This window comes from Enterobacter sp. E14S (genome assembly GCF_055666685.1).
Window position 1 is genome coordinate 105,728 of the sequence record NZ_JBVODQ010000005.1, and the last position, 14,403, is coordinate 120,130.

A 14,403-nucleotide genomic window follows, 5' to 3' on the forward strand; every position below is an offset into this window, starting at 1 on the left:
GCAACAAACTGTTTAACCACGGGGCTTAAGGCCCCGTGGTTTTTTGTTTTTTTCGTGTTGAATGGCAAGATTTAAATGGAAAGCACTAACAAACTTAAACGTGGATTGAGCACGCGCCACATCCGCTTTATGGCGCTGGGCTCTGCTATCGGCACCGGTCTTTTTTATGGCTCGGCAGATGCCATCAAAATGGCCGGTCCCAGCGTTCTGCTGGCGTACATCATCGGCGGCGTGGCGGCGTATATCATCATGCGCGCCCTCGGCGAAATGTCGGTTCACAACCCGTCCGCCAGCTCCTTCTCCCGCTACGCGCAGGAAAACCTCGGCCCGCTGGCCGGGTTTATCACCGGCTGGACCTACTGCTTTGAAATTCTGATTGTGGCGATTGCCGACGTGACGGCGTTTGGCATCTATATGGGCGTCTGGTTCCCGGCGGTGCCGCACTGGATTTGGGTGCTGAGCGTGGTGCTGATCATTTGCGCCGTCAACCTGATGAGCGTGAAGGTGTTCGGCGAGCTCGAATTCTGGTTCTCCTTCTTCAAGGTCGCCACCATCATCATCATGATCGTGGCCGGTTTCGGCATCATCATCTGGGGAATCGGCAACGGCGGGCAGCCGACCGGTATTCACAACCTCTGGAGCAACGGTGGCTTCTTCAGCAACGGCTGGCTCGGGATGGTCATGTCGCTGCAGATGGTGATGTTCGCCTACGGCGGTATCGAGATTATCGGTATCACCGCCGGGGAAGCGAAAGATCCGGAGAAATCCATTCCGCGCGCCATCAACTCGGTGCCGATGCGTATTCTGGTGTTCTACGTGGGTACGCTGTTCGTGATCATGTCCATCTACCCGTGGAATCAGGTCGGCACCAACGGTAGCCCGTTTGTTCTGACCTTCCAGCATATGGGAATTGCCTTTGCGGCCAGCATTCTGAACTTTGTGGTGCTGACCGCGTCGCTCTCCGCGATCAACAGTGACGTCTTTGGCGTGGGCCGTATGCTGCACGGCATGGCGGAGCAGGGCAGTGCGCCGAAGGTGTTCGCCAAAACCTCACGCCGCGGCACGCCGTGGGTAACCGTTGTGGTGATGACCGTAGCGCTGCTGTTCTCGGTTTACCTGAACTACATCATGCCGGAGAACGTCTTCCTGGTGATTGCATCGCTGGCGACCTTCGCGACGGTGTGGGTGTGGATCATGATCCTGCTGTCGCAGATCGCGTTCCGCCGTCGTCTGTCGCCGGATGAGGCGAAAGCGCTGAAGTTCAAGGTACCGGGCGGCGTTGCGACGACCGTGGTCGGGCTGATCTTCCTGGTGTTTATTATTGGCCTGATTGGCTACCATCCGGATACCCGCATTTCCCTGTACGTGGGCTGCGCGTGGATCGTCCTGCTGCTGGTGGGGTGGGTGTTTAAATGCCGCCGCGACCGTCAGCTGGCGGAAGCGCAGTAATATTTTTATTCCCTCTCCCTGTTGGAGAGGGAATTTTGCCTCATCCTCCTTTCTCCTCCCCCAATAATCCCGAACGTGATGAGCTATCCTTAACCACCCTGTGGCAAGGTGACGTCAATTTCATCAAAGGGGATTCGTGATGTTAAATGCCTGGCACCTTCCGGTTGCCCCATTTGTTAAGCAAAACAAAGACAACCTTGTGATTACGCTCTGGCTGGCGGGGGAAAATCAGCCTGAACGCGTGACGCTCCGCGCCGAAATAGATAACGAAGAGACCGGCCTGAAAATGCACAAGCTGCGCAGCCAGCCGCAGCCGGGGATCACGGCGTGGCGGGCGAATATCGACCTGAATAGCGGGCAGCCGCGCCGTCGCTACAGCTTTAAGCTTTTGTGGAATAACCGTCAGCTGTGGTTTACCCCGCAGGGGTTTAGCCGTTTCCCGCCCGCACGGCTGGAGCAGTTTGCGGTCGATTACCCGGATAACGGCCCGCAGTGGGTTAACGATCAGGTGTTTTACCAGATTTTCCCGGACCGTTTTGCGCGCAGCGAAAAACGCACCGCCGACCAGGATAAGATCTATCACCACCATGCGGCGGGCCACGACATTATCCTGAAAGCGTGGGATGAACCGGTGACGGCGCAGGCAGGTGGCTCGACGTTCTACGGCGGCGATCTCGATGGCATCAGCGAAAAGCTGCCGTACCTGAAAAAGCTCGGCGTGACGGCGCTGTACCTCAACCCGGTGTTTAAAGCCCCGAGCGTGCACAAATACGATACCGAAGATTATCGCCACGTTGATGAGCAGTTTGGCGGCGACGAGGCGCTGCTGCGCTTGCGTAAGAATACGCAAAAAGAGGGGATGCGCCTGATCCTGGACGGCGTGTTCAACCACAGCGGCGATTCGCACGCCTGGTTTGACCGCCATAACCAGTCGATGGGCGGGGCATGTCATAACCCGGACTCGCCGCAGCGCGACTGGTACAGCTTTAACGAGGAGGGCCGTGCGCTGGACTGGCTGGGCTACGCGAGCCTGCCGAAGCTGGATTTCCAGTCGCCAACGCTCGTGAATGAAATCTACGGCAGTGAAGACAGCATAGTCCGTCACTGGCTGAAGGCGCCGTGGAATATGGACGGCTGGCGCCTGGACGTGGTGCATATGCTCGGTGAAGCGGGCGGGGCGCGGAATAACCTTCAGCACGTCGCCGGGATTACGCGCTCGGCGAAAGCGGCCCAGCCGGAGGCGTTCGTCTTTGGCGAGCACTTTGGCGACGCGCGCCAGTGGCTGCAGAACGATGCGGAAGATGCGTCGATGAACTATCGCGGCTTTACCTTCCCGCTGTGGGGATTCCTCGCTAACACCGACATCTCCTACGATCCGAATCATATCGACGCTGAAACCTGCATGGCGTGGATGGAGAACTATCGCGCCGGTCTGTCCCATCAGCAGCAGCTGCGGATGTTCAACCAGCTCGATAGTCACGATACCGCCCGCTTTAAATCCCTGCTCGGCAAGGATGTGGCGCGTCTGCCGCTGGCGGTGGCCTGGCTCTTCACCTGGCCGGGCGTGCCGTGTATTTACTATGGCGATGAGGTCGGGCTGGACGGCAACAACGATCCGTTCTGCCGCAAAACCTTCCCGTGGGAGGCAGCGAAACAGGACAAGGTGCTGTTCAGCCTGTATCAGCGGCTGGCGAAGCTGCGTAAGCAAAGTCTCGCCCTGCGCTACGGCGGCTGTCAGGTGGTGTACGCCCACGATAACGTGGTGGTGTTTGCTCGCGTTTATAACCAGCAGCGCGTGCTGGTGGCGATCAACCGGGGCGAGGCCTGCGAAGTGGTGCTGGATAATTCACCGCTGCTGAAGGTGGCTATGTGGAAGAATAAAGAGGGCAAGGCAACGATACAGGACGGCGTGCTGGCGCTGCCTGCGGTATCCGCGACGATCTGGTTCGGCAGCTAAGACCTGCTAATGTTTCCACCTTTTAAGATGGCGCAAATGCAACTATTTGTGTCAATCTTAACGGATCGTTTACGGTGAAGGTGGAAACATGGACGAGCTTTACATCCTTGGCTGTTTGTTCCTGGTTTTTGCGCTGGTGGTGGCACCCGTGCTTGCGGTTATAGGCTTTAATCGAAGTACGGCGGCGCGACAGGAGATCGCCCGGCTACGCCAGCGCATTGAGGCGCTTGAGCAGCGCGCCGCGAATGAGATAGCGCCAAAGCCGGTGCAGTCTGCCGCTCCGGTGGTTGAAGATGCTCCCGCGCCTGTCGACCCCTGGCGTTCCGATATTCCCGCAGCCGTGGCAGAACCTGCCCCAGCCCAGGCGCCTGCGGCAAAACAGCCTTCTGCCTTTGGCGGCATACTGACGTCGCTGGTACGCTGGTTCATGCAGGGTAATCCGCTGGCGAAGCTTGGGATCCTGCTGCTCTTCCTCGGTCTTTCATTCCTGCTGCGCTATACCGTGGAACATTCCCTGTTCCCGCTTGAGCTGCGCCTCGTGGCAACGGCGCTGTTTGCTATTGTTCTGCTGGCGGTCGGGTGGCGACTGCGGCACAGGCAGCGTGTCTATGCCCTGATCCTCCAGGGCGGGGCGACGGGCATTCTCTACCTGACGGTCTTCGGCGCCTTCCGGCTCTGGCAGATGCTGCCGATGACGCTGGCCTTTGCGCTGCTGGTGGTGATTTGCGCCGCGAGCGTTGGGCTGGCCGTGTTGCAGAAAGCGCTGAGCCTTGCCATGCTGGCGAGCCTCGGCGGGTATCTTGCGCCGCTGCTGTTGTCCACCGGGGGCGGCAGCTTTGTGGCGCTGTTCTCTTTCTATCTCCTGCTTTCCATCGGCATTCTCGCTATCAGCATCTGGCAGCACTGGCGCGAGCTGAACCTGCTCGGGCTGCTGTTTACGTTCGGCGTGGGCGGCCTGTGGGGGCTGAATGACTACCAGCCTGAAGACTATTGGGTCTGTCAGCTGTTCCTGATTGCCAATACGCTGATATTCGGCGTCCTGAGCGTGGCGCTGTCGCTGCGGGCGCAGAAGAAAGGGAAGCAAATTATTGACGGCGTGCTGCTGTTTGCTCCGCCGCTGATCGGTTTCGGGATGCAGTACGGCATGACCCGGCACTGGGAGTATGGACCGGCCCTGAGCGCGCTGGGCTACGGCGCATTTTATCTTACCCTCGCGTTCCTTGCGCTGCGGCGCTATCCCTCTATCGGGCGACCTCTGGTCATGGCGGCGCTGGCAATCGGCGGCGGATTTGCCACGCTCGCCATTCCGCTGGCTCTGTCGGCGCGCTGGACGGCGATGGCCTGGGCGCTGGAAGGGCTGGGTATCCTCTGGCTGGGCGTACAGCAGGACCAGCGTCGCATGAGCTATAGCGGGACGGCGCTGCTGGTGCTGGCGCTCGGCAGCGCTCTGTGGGCGCAAGCGAACGGCGTGACGTCCCTCAGCCTGCTGCTGATCTTCACCATCCTCAGCCTTTGCTGGCTGGCTGCGGCCCGGCTGTGGCGGACTCTCTTTATGCCGGTCAGCTGGGCGCTGCTGGCAGGCGGGCTGCTGTTCTGGCTGGTGGCGCTATTGGGTGCATCGCGGCTGGCACTGACGAAGGAATTACCGATTCTGGCGGGCGTGCTGGCGATGACGGCGGCGTCGGTCTGGGGCTGGCGGCAGGCAGCTGCTCGTCTGGCGTGGCGGGAGCTGGATGCCAGCAAATGGCTGCTGTGGCCGGTTATGCTGCTGATGGTGGGTTATCAGCTCTGGCACCAGCAGATCGTTGCCGCCGGGTGGTCAAATCTCGCCTGGTGCGTTGCGCTTCCTGCCGCGCTGATGCTGCTGCGGCGCGACGGTGACAGACTCCTGCCGCGCATCGCGATGGGGCTGCATTTGTCGCTGTTCTGGATGATTTTGCTGGCGCTGGCCGCTGAGCTTTACTGGTTTGCCCGGTCGCTGCCGTGGGGCATGGCGGCCTGGGGCAGCGGAGTAGCGATGGCAGCAGGCGGCGGGGTGATTATGGGGCTCTCTGCAGCCGTACGGCGTCGCGGGTGGCCGTTCCGGGAGTGGCCTGCGCTCTACGCCTGCCTGGCGCCGATCCCCGCGGTCGTGGCGCTGCTGGTATTGCTGGTGGTGAGCAATTTCCAGGACGGCGTGGTCTATCGTCAGACCTGGCTGCCGCTGGTAAACCCGCTTGAGGAAGGCGCGGCGTTCGGGCTGCTGGGGCTGGTCGTCTTTTATCGTGCGGTGGATCGCTACTACCCGGCGTGGCTCTCGCAGGCCCGCCCGTGGCCTGCCGTTGCGCTGATGGCGTTTGGCTTCTGGTGGCTGAACGGCGCGCTGATGCGCGCCCTGGCCTGGTACGGCGACGTGGCCTGGAATATGGCATCGCTATGGGACTCGCGGCTTATCCAGACCAGTTTTGCCCTGTTCTGGATGCTGAGCGCGCTGGTGGTCATGATCCATGCCACCCGTCGGGCGTCCCGGCAGGAGTGGCTCTGCGGTGCCGCGCTGCTGGGCGTGGTGATGGTTAAACTGATGCTGGTGGACAGCGCGGGCGGAGGCGGTCTGTCGCGCGCGGTGGCGTTTATCGGCGTGGCGATACTGGTTCTGATCGTGGGGTATTTCTCACCGCTACCGCCCAAAACAGGAGATGAAAAATGAAATGGATGAAAGCGGTAGCCTGTACCGCGCTGCTGGCGCTTTCCGGCCCGGCGTTTTGCGACGAGGGACAAACGGAATCGCCCCGGGACTATGCTTTTGGTCTTTCCCTCGATACGTCTGTTCCTTCCCAGTGGTATCGGGTGATGCTGCCGCTCGCCGTCTATGAGCAAAGCACGTCGCCGGATCTGCATGATGTCCGCGTCTTTAACCAGTCGGGCGAGCCGGTTCCCTTCAGCCTGGTCAGCGCGACGCGTCCGCAGACGCCAGCGCAATCCACTTCGCTGCGCCTCTTCCCGCTGGACGCCTCGCCGCTTGCGGCTTCGCGAGGATCCGGTGACAGCGATAAGATCCTGCTCCGTTCCGGAAACGGCGTTGAGATTGTGCTGGAGGGGCAAAAAGCCGCCGCAGCCGGGCAACATTATCTGCTGACCCTGCCGGAGCAGGCTACGGGAGAGCTCGCCATATCCCAGCTGCAGCTGCTCTGGAATACTCCGCAGACGCCGTGGCAGGGGACGGCGTCGGTCTATTACAGCGAGGATCTTAAGCGCTGGTATACCCTGCGTGAGGATATGCCATTGCTGGACGTCGTCAGCGGCCAGGATCGTCTTAAGCTCGATCGGATCGATACCGATACGGTTTTATCTCCCGATGCGAATCGCTATCTCATGGTAGTGCTGAATGCGCAGAGCCAGGGGATAACCCTGACCGGCGTAAACGCAATCAGCGCATCTGCGCAGGCAGCCCCGGAAGCGGTCAACCTTGAGGGCGAAGGGGAGCAGCTATCGACAAGCGAAGCGCAGTGGCACTGGGCGCGCCCGCAGCCGCTGAGTGCTGTCAGCATCTCACTGAATGGCGATGGCGTCCTTCCCGTTGAGATCGCGTGGCGGAGTACGGAAAAAGACGCATGGCATTCTCTGAAGAAAGAGGTCCTTTACCGTCTTGAGGGTAAAACGTCGCCACCGGTCTCGCTTAACGGGGGCCTGGTGCAGGCAGTGAAAATCACGACGCTGAATGCGCGTCTGCCAGAATACCTGCCGAGCGTCACGGGACATCGCGACCGCTATGACCTGGTGTTCAACGCGCAGGGGAAAGCGCCGTACGTGCTCGCCTGGGGCAACGGCGCCGCGAAGCCTGCCAGCGTGGAGCCCGGCATGCTGATCCCGGCCGACCTGCGCAAGACCTATGATATGGCGAACCTGCCGCAGGCCGACATTCTGGATGATGTTGCGTTAGGCGGCGCGGGGCGTCTGACCGCTACCTCTGCGGCCGAGCGGGAGAGCAGGATGAACACGCTTCTGGTATGGGGCGTGCTGATTGCGGGGGTAATTCTGCTGGCGGGCATGGCCTGGCGCATCTGGCGAGAGACGCAGCGTAAGGCATAAAAAAAGGCCCGCATAAGCGGGCCTTTTTCGTAAACCGTGCCGATTACAGGCTGGATACGTTCTCAGACAGGTATTTAGCCACGCCGTCTGGAGACGCGTTCATGCCTTCTTTACCTTTTTCCCACTGAGCCGGGCACACTTCGCCGTGCTCTTCGTGGAACTGCAGCGCGTCAACCATGCGCAGCATTTCGTCGATGTTACGACCCAGCGGCAGATCGTTCACAACCTGGTGACGAACGATGCCGTTAGCGTCGATCAGGAAGGAACCACGCAGCGCAACGCCAGCGTCCGGATGTTCGATACCGTAAGCCTGCTGGATTTCGCGTTTGATGTCCGCAACCATTGCGTATTTCACCGCACCGATGCCGCCTTTGTCGACAGGGGTGTTACGCCATGCGTTGTGTACAAATTCAGAGTCGAAGGAGACGCCAACAACTTCCACGCCACGCTTCTGGAATTCTTCATAACGTTTGTCGAATGCGATCAGCTCAGACGGGCAAACGAAAGTGAAGTCCATTGGCCAGAAGAACAGAACGGTCGCTTTACCGTTGGTGTGCTGTTTGAAGTTGAAGTTTTCAACGATTTCACCGTTGCCCAGAACTGCTGCAGCTGTAAAATCCGGAGCCGGACGAGTTACCAGAACCATATGATTCTCCTGTAGATACTAAGGTTATTTGGAACGCAACGCGAGCCAGTATAGAGAGTGTTCATGGATAAGACAAAGAGGTGGTGACAATCGTTCCGCCAGCTTTTACCTATCAATGTGAATTCTGTCAGAGCTGTTTGTTTTTCGCCTGCACCATCATCCGCGGGTAAAACTGCCAGAAACGCGCTTCCAGGGCATCGTAATGTTCATCCAGGTCATACCAGGAATCCCGCAGCGCATCCAGTCGCGGTCGGCGGCTCGCCATCCCGTTCAGCACGTTCTGGATGAAATCCATCTCGCGATAGCGCTCCAGCCAGCGTTCCGACCACAGGTAGTTATTCAGATTCACAAAGCGCGGCGGCGAGTCGGGCAGAATGATCGACACCTGCTGGTGGGCATAGCGCACAAACGCCGGCAAGGGCATCTCCGGCGACAGCTGTTCCCAGTGGCGCGACAGAAAGTGATCCCACATCACGTCGAGCGTGATCGGCGCAACGCGGCGCGTTTCAGGGCGAAACCACGCTTTGGCTTCCGTCACTTCCGGCAGCTTATCCGTCAGCACGTCGATGCGGCGGTGCATGAAAATCCCGTCGACAACCTCAGGGGAATAGTCCTCAGCGGGGTTGCCGCGTACGAAATCGGCCAGCAAATTGCCGGACAGGGAGCTGTCAGCGAGGTGAGCGAGATGCAGGTGAGCGAGAAAATTCATGCGTTTTATTTGTCCGGGGGCGGCTAGTTGTTGCAGCAAAAGGGTGTGAGCACTAGACTATGCCGCCTGTTTTTAAGTCACGAGTATACGTCATGCGCGTCGCCGATTTCTCCTTTGAACTACCTGAATCCCTGATTGCTCATTATCCCATGCCTGAGCGCAGCAGCTGTCGCTTACTGTCACTGGATGGGCCAACGGGCGAGCTGACGCACGGTACTTTCACCGATTTGCTCGACAAGCTCAACCCTGGCGATCTGCTGGTCTTTAACAATACCCGCGTGATCCCGGCGCGCCTGTTTGGCCGTAAAGCCAGCGGCGGCAAGATTGAAGTGCTGGTCGAACGTATGCTCGATGATAAACGTATTCTGGCACATATTCGCGCGTCTAAGGCGCCGAAGCCGGGCGCTGAACTGCTGCTGGGCGATGATGAGAGCATCAAAGCGACCATGACCGCGCGCCACGATGCGCTGTTTGAGGTGGCGTTCGATGACGAACGCACGGTGCTCGATATCCTGAACGCCATCGGCCACATGCCGCTGCCGCCGTATATTGAGCGTCCGGACGAAGAGGCCGACCGCGAGCTGTACCAGACCGTCTACAGCCAGAAGCCTGGCGCCGTCGCTGCGCCGACCGCGGGCCTGCATTTTGATGAGCCGCTGCTGGAGAAACTGCGCGCGAAGGGCGTGGAGATGGCGTTCGTGACGCTGCACGTCGGCGCGGGAACCTTCCAGCCGGTGCGCGTAGACAGCATTGAAGATCACATCATGCACTCTGAGTATGCTGAAGTGCCTCAGGATGTTGTGGACGCGGTGCTGGCGGCGAAAGCGCGCGGTAGCCGCGTCGTGGCGGTCGGTACAACGTCCGTGCGCTCACTCGAGAGCGCCGCGCAGGCGGCGAAGCGCAATCTTATCGAGCCGTTCTTTGGCGATACGCAGATCTTTATCTACCCGGGCTATCAGTACAAAGTGATTGACGCGCTGGTGACCAACTTCCATCTGCCTGAATCGACGCTGATTATGCTGGTGTCGGCATTTGCCGGTTATCAGCATACGATGGCGGCCTACAAGTCTGCGGTAGAACAAAAATATCGCTTTTTTAGCTACGGGGACGCGATGTTTATCACGTACAATCCGCTGGCTTTGAATGAGCGTGTCGGGGAATAAGTCCGCGGCACCGTTTTACAACGTTGGACTGTTTTTCTGACGTCGGAGAAAAAATGAAATTTGAACTCGATACCACCGACGGCCGCGCGCGTCGCGGTCGCCTGGTGTTTGATCGCGGCGTGGTGGAAACCCCCGCGTTTATGCCTGTGGGCACGTACGGCACCGTAAAAGGGATGACGCCGGAAGAAGTAGAAGCCACTGGCGCACAGATTATCCTCGGCAACACCTTCCACCTGTGGCTGCGTCCGGGTCAGGAGATCATGAAGCTCCACGGCGACCTGCACGATTTCATGCAGTGGAAAGGCCCAATCCTGACCGACTCCGGCGGCTTCCAGGTCTTCAGCCTGGGCGATATCCGCAAGATCACCGAGCAGGGCGTACACTTCCGTAACCCGATCAACGGCGATCCGATTTTCCTCGATCCCGAAAAATCGATGGAGATTCAGTACGATCTCGGCTCTGACATCGTGATGATCTTCGACGAATGTACGCCGTATCCGGCGGATTGGGATTACGCAAAACGCTCCATGGAGATGTCTCTGCGCTGGGCAAAGCGTAGCCGTGACCGTTTTGACTCCCTGCAGAACAAAAATGCGCTGTTCGGCATTATCCAGGGCAGCGTTTACGAAGATTTACGCGATATCTCTGTTAAAGGTCTGGTAGAGATAGGTTTTGATGGCTACGCTGTCGGCGGTTTGGCTGTGGGTGAGCCGAAGGAAGACATGCACCGCATTCTGGAGCATGTCTGCCCGCAAATCCCGGCGGATAAACCGCGATACCTGATGGGCGTGGGTAAACCAGAAGATCTGGTTGAAGGCGTACGCCGCGGCATTGATATGTTCGACTGCGTCATGCCAACCCGCAACGCGCGTAACGGCCATTTGTTCGTTACCGATGGCGTGGTGAAAATCCGTAACGCGAAGCATAAGAGTGACACCAGCCCGCTCGATTCCGAGTGCGATTGCTATACCTGTCGCAATTATTCTCGCGCGTATCTGCATCATCTCGATCGTTGCAACGAGATTTTGGGCGCGCGTCTCAATACCATTCATAATCTTCGTTATTATCAGCGCTTAATGGCTGGTTTACGTAAGGCTATCGAAGAGGGTAAATTAGAGAGCTTCGTGACCGATTTCTACCAACGTCAGGGGCGGGATGTTCCACCGTTGAACGTTGATTAATTTTAATAATGAGGGAATTTGAATGAGCTTTTTTATTTCTGATGCGGTAGCGGCAACAGGTGCTCCAGCGCAGGGCAGCCCGATGTCTCTGATTCTGATGCTGGTTGTGTTCGGTCTGATCTTCTACTTCATGATCCTGCGTCCACAGCAGAAGCGCACCAAAGAGCACAAAAACCTGATGAACTCCATTGCCAAAGGCGATGAAGTACTGACTAACGGTGGTCTGGTGGGTCGCGTAACCAAAGTGGCTGAAAACGGCTACATTGCTATCGCCCTGAACGACACCACTGAAGTGGTCATCAAACGTGACTTCGTAGCTGCCGTTCTGCCGAAAGGCACCATGAAGGCGCTGTAATCCCAACTTTTCCCAAAGGGAACTGCCGTGTTAAACCGTTATCCTTTGTGGAAGTACATCATGCTGGTCGTCGTGATTCTCGTCGGCCTGCTGTACGCGCTTCCCAACCTGTATGGTGAGGATCCGGCTGTTCAAATCACTGGCGCGCGCGGTGCCGCCGCCAGTGAGCAAACGCTGATCCAGGTCCAGAAAACGTTACAAGAAGAAAAAATTACCGCTAAGTCTGTGGCTCTGGAAGAGGGTGCAATTCTTGCTCGCTTCGACACCACCGACACGCAGCTCCGCGCTCGCGAAGCGCTGATGGGCGTGCTGGGTGACAAATACGTCGTGGCGCTTAACCTTGCCCCTGCAACCCCGCGTTGGCTGGCTGCGATGAAAGCAGAGCCAATGAAACTCGGTCTTGACCTGCGTGGCGGCGTTCACTTCCTGATGGAAGTGGATATGGATACCGCGCTCGGCAAGCTGCAGGAACAGAATATCGACAGCCTGCGCAGCGATCTGCGTGATAAAGGCATCGCTTACACCACCGTGCGTAAAGAAGATAACTACGGCATGAGCATCACGTTCCGCGACAGCGCGGCGCGCGATCAGGCTGTAGATTACCTGACCCAACGTCACCGTGACCTGGTGATCACCTCTCAGGGCAGCAACCAGCTGCGCGCGGTGATGACCGATGCGCGTCTGAAAGAAGCGCGTGAATATGCCGTTCAGCAGAACATCAACATTCTGCGTAACCGTGTAAACCAGCTGGGCGTGGCCGAGCCGCTGGTACAGCGTCAGGGTGCTGACCGTATCGTGGTTGAATTGCCGGGTATCCAGGATACCGCGCGTGCGAAAGAGATTCTGGGTGCGACCGCAACCCTGGAATTCCGTCTGGTGAACTCCAACGTCGATCAGTCCGCTGCTGCCGCAGGGCGTATTCCGGGTGACTCCGAAGTGAAACAGACCCGCGAAGGTCAGCCAGTTGTGCTGTACAAACGCGTGATTCTGACCGGTGACCACATCACCGACTCCACGTCGAGCCAGGACGAATACAACCAGCCGCAGGTTAACATCTCGCTGGATAGCGCGGGTGGTAACATCATGTCCAACTTCACCAAGGACAACATCGGTAAACCGATGGCGACCCTGTTCGTGGAGTACAAAGACAGCGGTAAGAAAGATGCAAACGGTCGTGCGGTGCTGGTGAAAGAGGAAGAGGTGATTAACATCGCCAACATCCAGTCTCGTCTGGGTAACAGCTTCCGTATCACCGGTATTAATAACCCGAACGAAGCGCGTCAGCTCTCCCTGCTGCTGCGTGCCGGTGCGCTGATTGCGCCAATACAGATTGTTGAAGAACGTACCATTGGTCCAACTCTGGGTATGCAAAACATCCAGCAGGGTCTGGAAGCGTGTCTGGCTGGTCTGGTGGTCTCTATCCTCTTCATGATCTTCTTCTATAAGAAGTTTGGTCTGATTGCGACCTCCGCGCTGATCGCCAACCTGGTGCTGATCATCGGCATTATGTCCCTGCTGCCGGGGGCGACGCTGACCATGCCGGGGATTGCGGGTATCGTTCTTACCCTTGCGGTGGCGGTCGACGCCAACGTACTGATTAACGAACGTATCAAAGAAGAGTTGAGCAACGGTCGCTCTGTTCAGCAGGCGATTGACGAAGGCTATAAAGGCGCGTTCAGCTCCATCTTCGATGCGAACGTAACAACACTGATTAAGGTTCTTATCCTGTATGCAGTGGGTACTGGCGCGATTAAAGGCTTTGCGATTACAACCGGTATCGGTGTCGCAACGTCAATGTTTACCGCTATTGTCGGCACCCGTGCCATCGTGAACCTGCTGTACGGCGGCAAGCGCGTCAAAAAGCTGTCTATCTGAGGAGTGCGTTGTGGCACAGGAATATACTGTTGAACAATTGAACCACGGCCGTAAAGTCTGGGACTTTATGCGCTGGGACTACTGGGCCTTCGGCATTTCAGGTTTCCTGCTGATTCTGTCCATCGTCATTATGGGCGTGAAAGGCTTTAACTGGGGTCTGGATTTCACCGGCGGTACGGTCATCGAGATCTCCCTGGAAAAACCGGTCGATATGGACCAGATGCGCGAATCGCTGCAGAAAGCGGGCTTTGAAGAGCCGCTGCTGCAGAACTTCGGCAGCAGCCGCGACATCATGGTGCGTATGCCGCCGGTGCACGATGCCAACGGCAGCCAGGAGCTGGGCAGCAAGGTTGTTAGCGTGATTAACGAAACAACCAGCCAGAACGCGGCGGTCAAGCGTATTGAGTTCGTCGGCCCAAGCGTGGGTGCTGACCTGGCACAGACCGGTGCGATGGCGCTGCTGGTGGCGCTGATCTCCATCCTGGTGTACGTCGGTTTCCGCTTTGAGTGGCGACTGGCGGCCGGTGTGGTTATCGCTCTGGCGCACGACGTGGTGATCACCATGGGCATACTGTCGCTGTTCCACATTGAGATTGACCTGACGATTGTGGCATCCCTGATGTCCGTTATCGGTTACTCCCTGAACGACAGTATCGTGGTATCTGACCGTATCCGTGAAAACTTCCGTAAGATCCGTCGCGGTACGCCGTACGAAATCTTTAACGTGTCGTTGACCCAGACGCTGCACCGTACCTTGATCACATCCGGTACCACTTTGATGGTGATCCTGATGCTGTTCCTCTTCGGTGGTCCGGTACTGGAAGGCTTCTCGCTGACCATGCTGATCGGTGTCACCATCGGTACGGCGTCGTCTATCTACGTCGCGTCCGCTCTGGCACTGAAACTCGGCATGAAGCGCGAGCACCTGCTCCAGCAGAAAGTCGAGAAAGAAGGGGCGGATCAGCCGTCTATTCTGCCGTAAGGCGAGGTTTAGCGCGTT

Annotated in this window: 11 protein-coding genes; 9 read left to right on the forward strand and 2 right to left on the reverse strand. The window is 58.1% G+C overall.

Going from position 1 to position 14,403, the window contains the following annotated elements:
• The first annotated feature begins 75 nt into the window (after positions 1–75).
• The 4 genes from proY to ACZ6J2_RS12995 all read left to right on the forward strand — a co-directional run bounded on the left by proY (position 76) and on the right by ACZ6J2_RS12995 (position 7,474).
• The gene (gene proY, locus ACZ6J2_RS12980) at positions 76–1,449 is read left to right on the forward strand and encodes a proline-specific permease ProY (protein ID WP_008503261.1); all 1,374 of its coding nucleotides are present in this window, start codon (positions 76–78) and stop codon (positions 1,447–1,449) included.
• Between the two features lie 139 nt (positions 1,450–1,588).
• Entirely contained in the window at positions 1,589–3,406 is a 1,818-nt protein-coding gene (gene malZ / locus ACZ6J2_RS12985; RefSeq protein WP_471725895.1) for a maltodextrin glucosidase, read from the forward strand.
• Positions 3,407–3,494: 88 nt separating this feature from the next.
• Positions 3,495–6,092: a DUF2339 domain-containing protein gene (locus ACZ6J2_RS12990; protein WP_471725896.1), complete on the forward strand. Its 2,598-nt coding sequence runs from the start codon at positions 3,495–3,497 to the stop codon at positions 6,090–6,092.
• Positions 6,089–7,474: a DUF3999 domain-containing protein gene (locus tag ACZ6J2_RS12995; RefSeq protein WP_471725897.1), complete on the forward strand. Its 1,386-nt coding sequence runs from the start codon at positions 6,089–6,091 to the stop codon at positions 7,472–7,474. The genes ACZ6J2_RS12990 and ACZ6J2_RS12995 overlap by 4 nt, the downstream gene beginning before the upstream one ends.
• Before the next feature lie 43 nt (positions 7,475–7,517).
• Here ACZ6J2_RS12995 and ACZ6J2_RS13000 read toward each other — a convergent pair whose 3' ends face one another.
• Positions 7,518–8,120, reverse strand: coding sequence for a peroxiredoxin (locus ACZ6J2_RS13000; protein WP_014168840.1), 603 nt, complete (start codon positions 8,118–8,120; stop codon positions 7,518–7,520).
• Positions 8,121–8,247: 127 nt separating this feature from the next.
• Complete coding sequence (acpH, locus tag ACZ6J2_RS13005) at positions 8,248–8,829, reverse strand: ACP phosphodiesterase (RefSeq protein ID WP_029741678.1); 582 nt, start codon at positions 8,827–8,829, stop codon at positions 8,248–8,250.
• Between the two features lie 92 nt (positions 8,830–8,921).
• Between acpH and queA the strand changes: the two genes are divergently transcribed.
• The 5 genes from queA to secF are packed head-to-tail and all read left to right on the forward strand — an operon-like array spanning position 8,922 to position 14,385.
• Positions 8,922–9,992 (forward strand): tRNA preQ1(34) S-adenosylmethionine ribosyltransferase-isomerase QueA, encoded by a 1,071-nt coding sequence (queA, locus tag ACZ6J2_RS13010; protein WP_143347476.1) that lies wholly within the window; start codon positions 8,922–8,924, stop codon positions 9,990–9,992.
• Positions 9,993–10,045: 53 nt separating this feature from the next.
• On the forward strand, positions 10,046–11,173 hold the full coding sequence (gene tgt, locus ACZ6J2_RS13015; protein ID WP_003859110.1) for a tRNA guanosine(34) transglycosylase Tgt: 1,128 nt from the start codon (positions 10,046–10,048) through the stop codon (positions 11,171–11,173).
• A 22-nt stretch (positions 11,174–11,195) separates the two neighbouring features.
• Positions 11,196–11,528, forward strand: a complete 333-nt coding sequence (gene yajC, locus ACZ6J2_RS13020) for a preprotein translocase subunit YajC (RefSeq protein ID WP_003859109.1) — start codon at positions 11,196–11,198, stop codon at positions 11,526–11,528.
• A 27-nt stretch (positions 11,529–11,555) separates the two neighbouring features.
• Positions 11,556–13,403, forward strand: a complete 1,848-nt coding sequence (gene secD, locus ACZ6J2_RS13025; RefSeq protein WP_471725898.1) for a protein translocase subunit SecD — start codon at positions 11,556–11,558, stop codon at positions 13,401–13,403.
• A gap of 10 nt (positions 13,404–13,413) precedes the next feature.
• Positions 13,414–14,385: a protein translocase subunit SecF gene (secF, locus tag ACZ6J2_RS13030; RefSeq protein ID WP_008503342.1), complete on the forward strand. Its 972-nt coding sequence runs from the start codon at positions 13,414–13,416 to the stop codon at positions 14,383–14,385.
• The last annotated feature ends 18 nt before the right edge of the window (positions 14,386–14,403 follow it).

What these genes read in the sequence shown, in the direction of transcription:
- proY (WP_008503261.1), top strand. Translation starts at nt 76, where the DNA reads ATGGAAAGCACTAACAAACTTAAACGTGGATTGAGCACGCGCCACATC.
- malZ (WP_471725895.1), top strand. Translation starts at nt 1,589, where the DNA reads ATGTTAAATGCCTGGCACCTTCCGGTTGCCCCATTTGTTAAGCAAAAC.
- ACZ6J2_RS12990 (WP_471725896.1), top strand. Translation starts at nt 3,495, where the DNA reads ATGGACGAGCTTTACATCCTTGGCTGTTTGTTCCTGGTTTTTGCGCTG.
- ACZ6J2_RS12995 (WP_471725897.1), top strand. Translation starts at nt 6,089, where the DNA reads ATGAAATGGATGAAAGCGGTAGCCTGTACCGCGCTGCTGGCGCTTTCC.
- ACZ6J2_RS13000 (WP_014168840.1), bottom strand. Translation starts at nt 8,120, where the DNA reads ATGGTTCTGGTAACTCGTCCGGCTCCGGATTTTACAGCTGCAGCAGTT.
- acpH (WP_029741678.1), bottom strand. Translation starts at nt 8,829, where the DNA reads ATGAATTTTCTCGCTCACCTGCATCTCGCTCACCTCGCTGACAGCTCC.
- queA (WP_143347476.1), top strand. Translation starts at nt 8,922, where the DNA reads ATGCGCGTCGCCGATTTCTCCTTTGAACTACCTGAATCCCTGATTGCT.
- tgt (WP_003859110.1), top strand. Translation starts at nt 10,046, where the DNA reads ATGAAATTTGAACTCGATACCACCGACGGCCGCGCGCGTCGCGGTCGC.
- yajC (WP_003859109.1), top strand. Translation starts at nt 11,196, where the DNA reads ATGAGCTTTTTTATTTCTGATGCGGTAGCGGCAACAGGTGCTCCAGCG.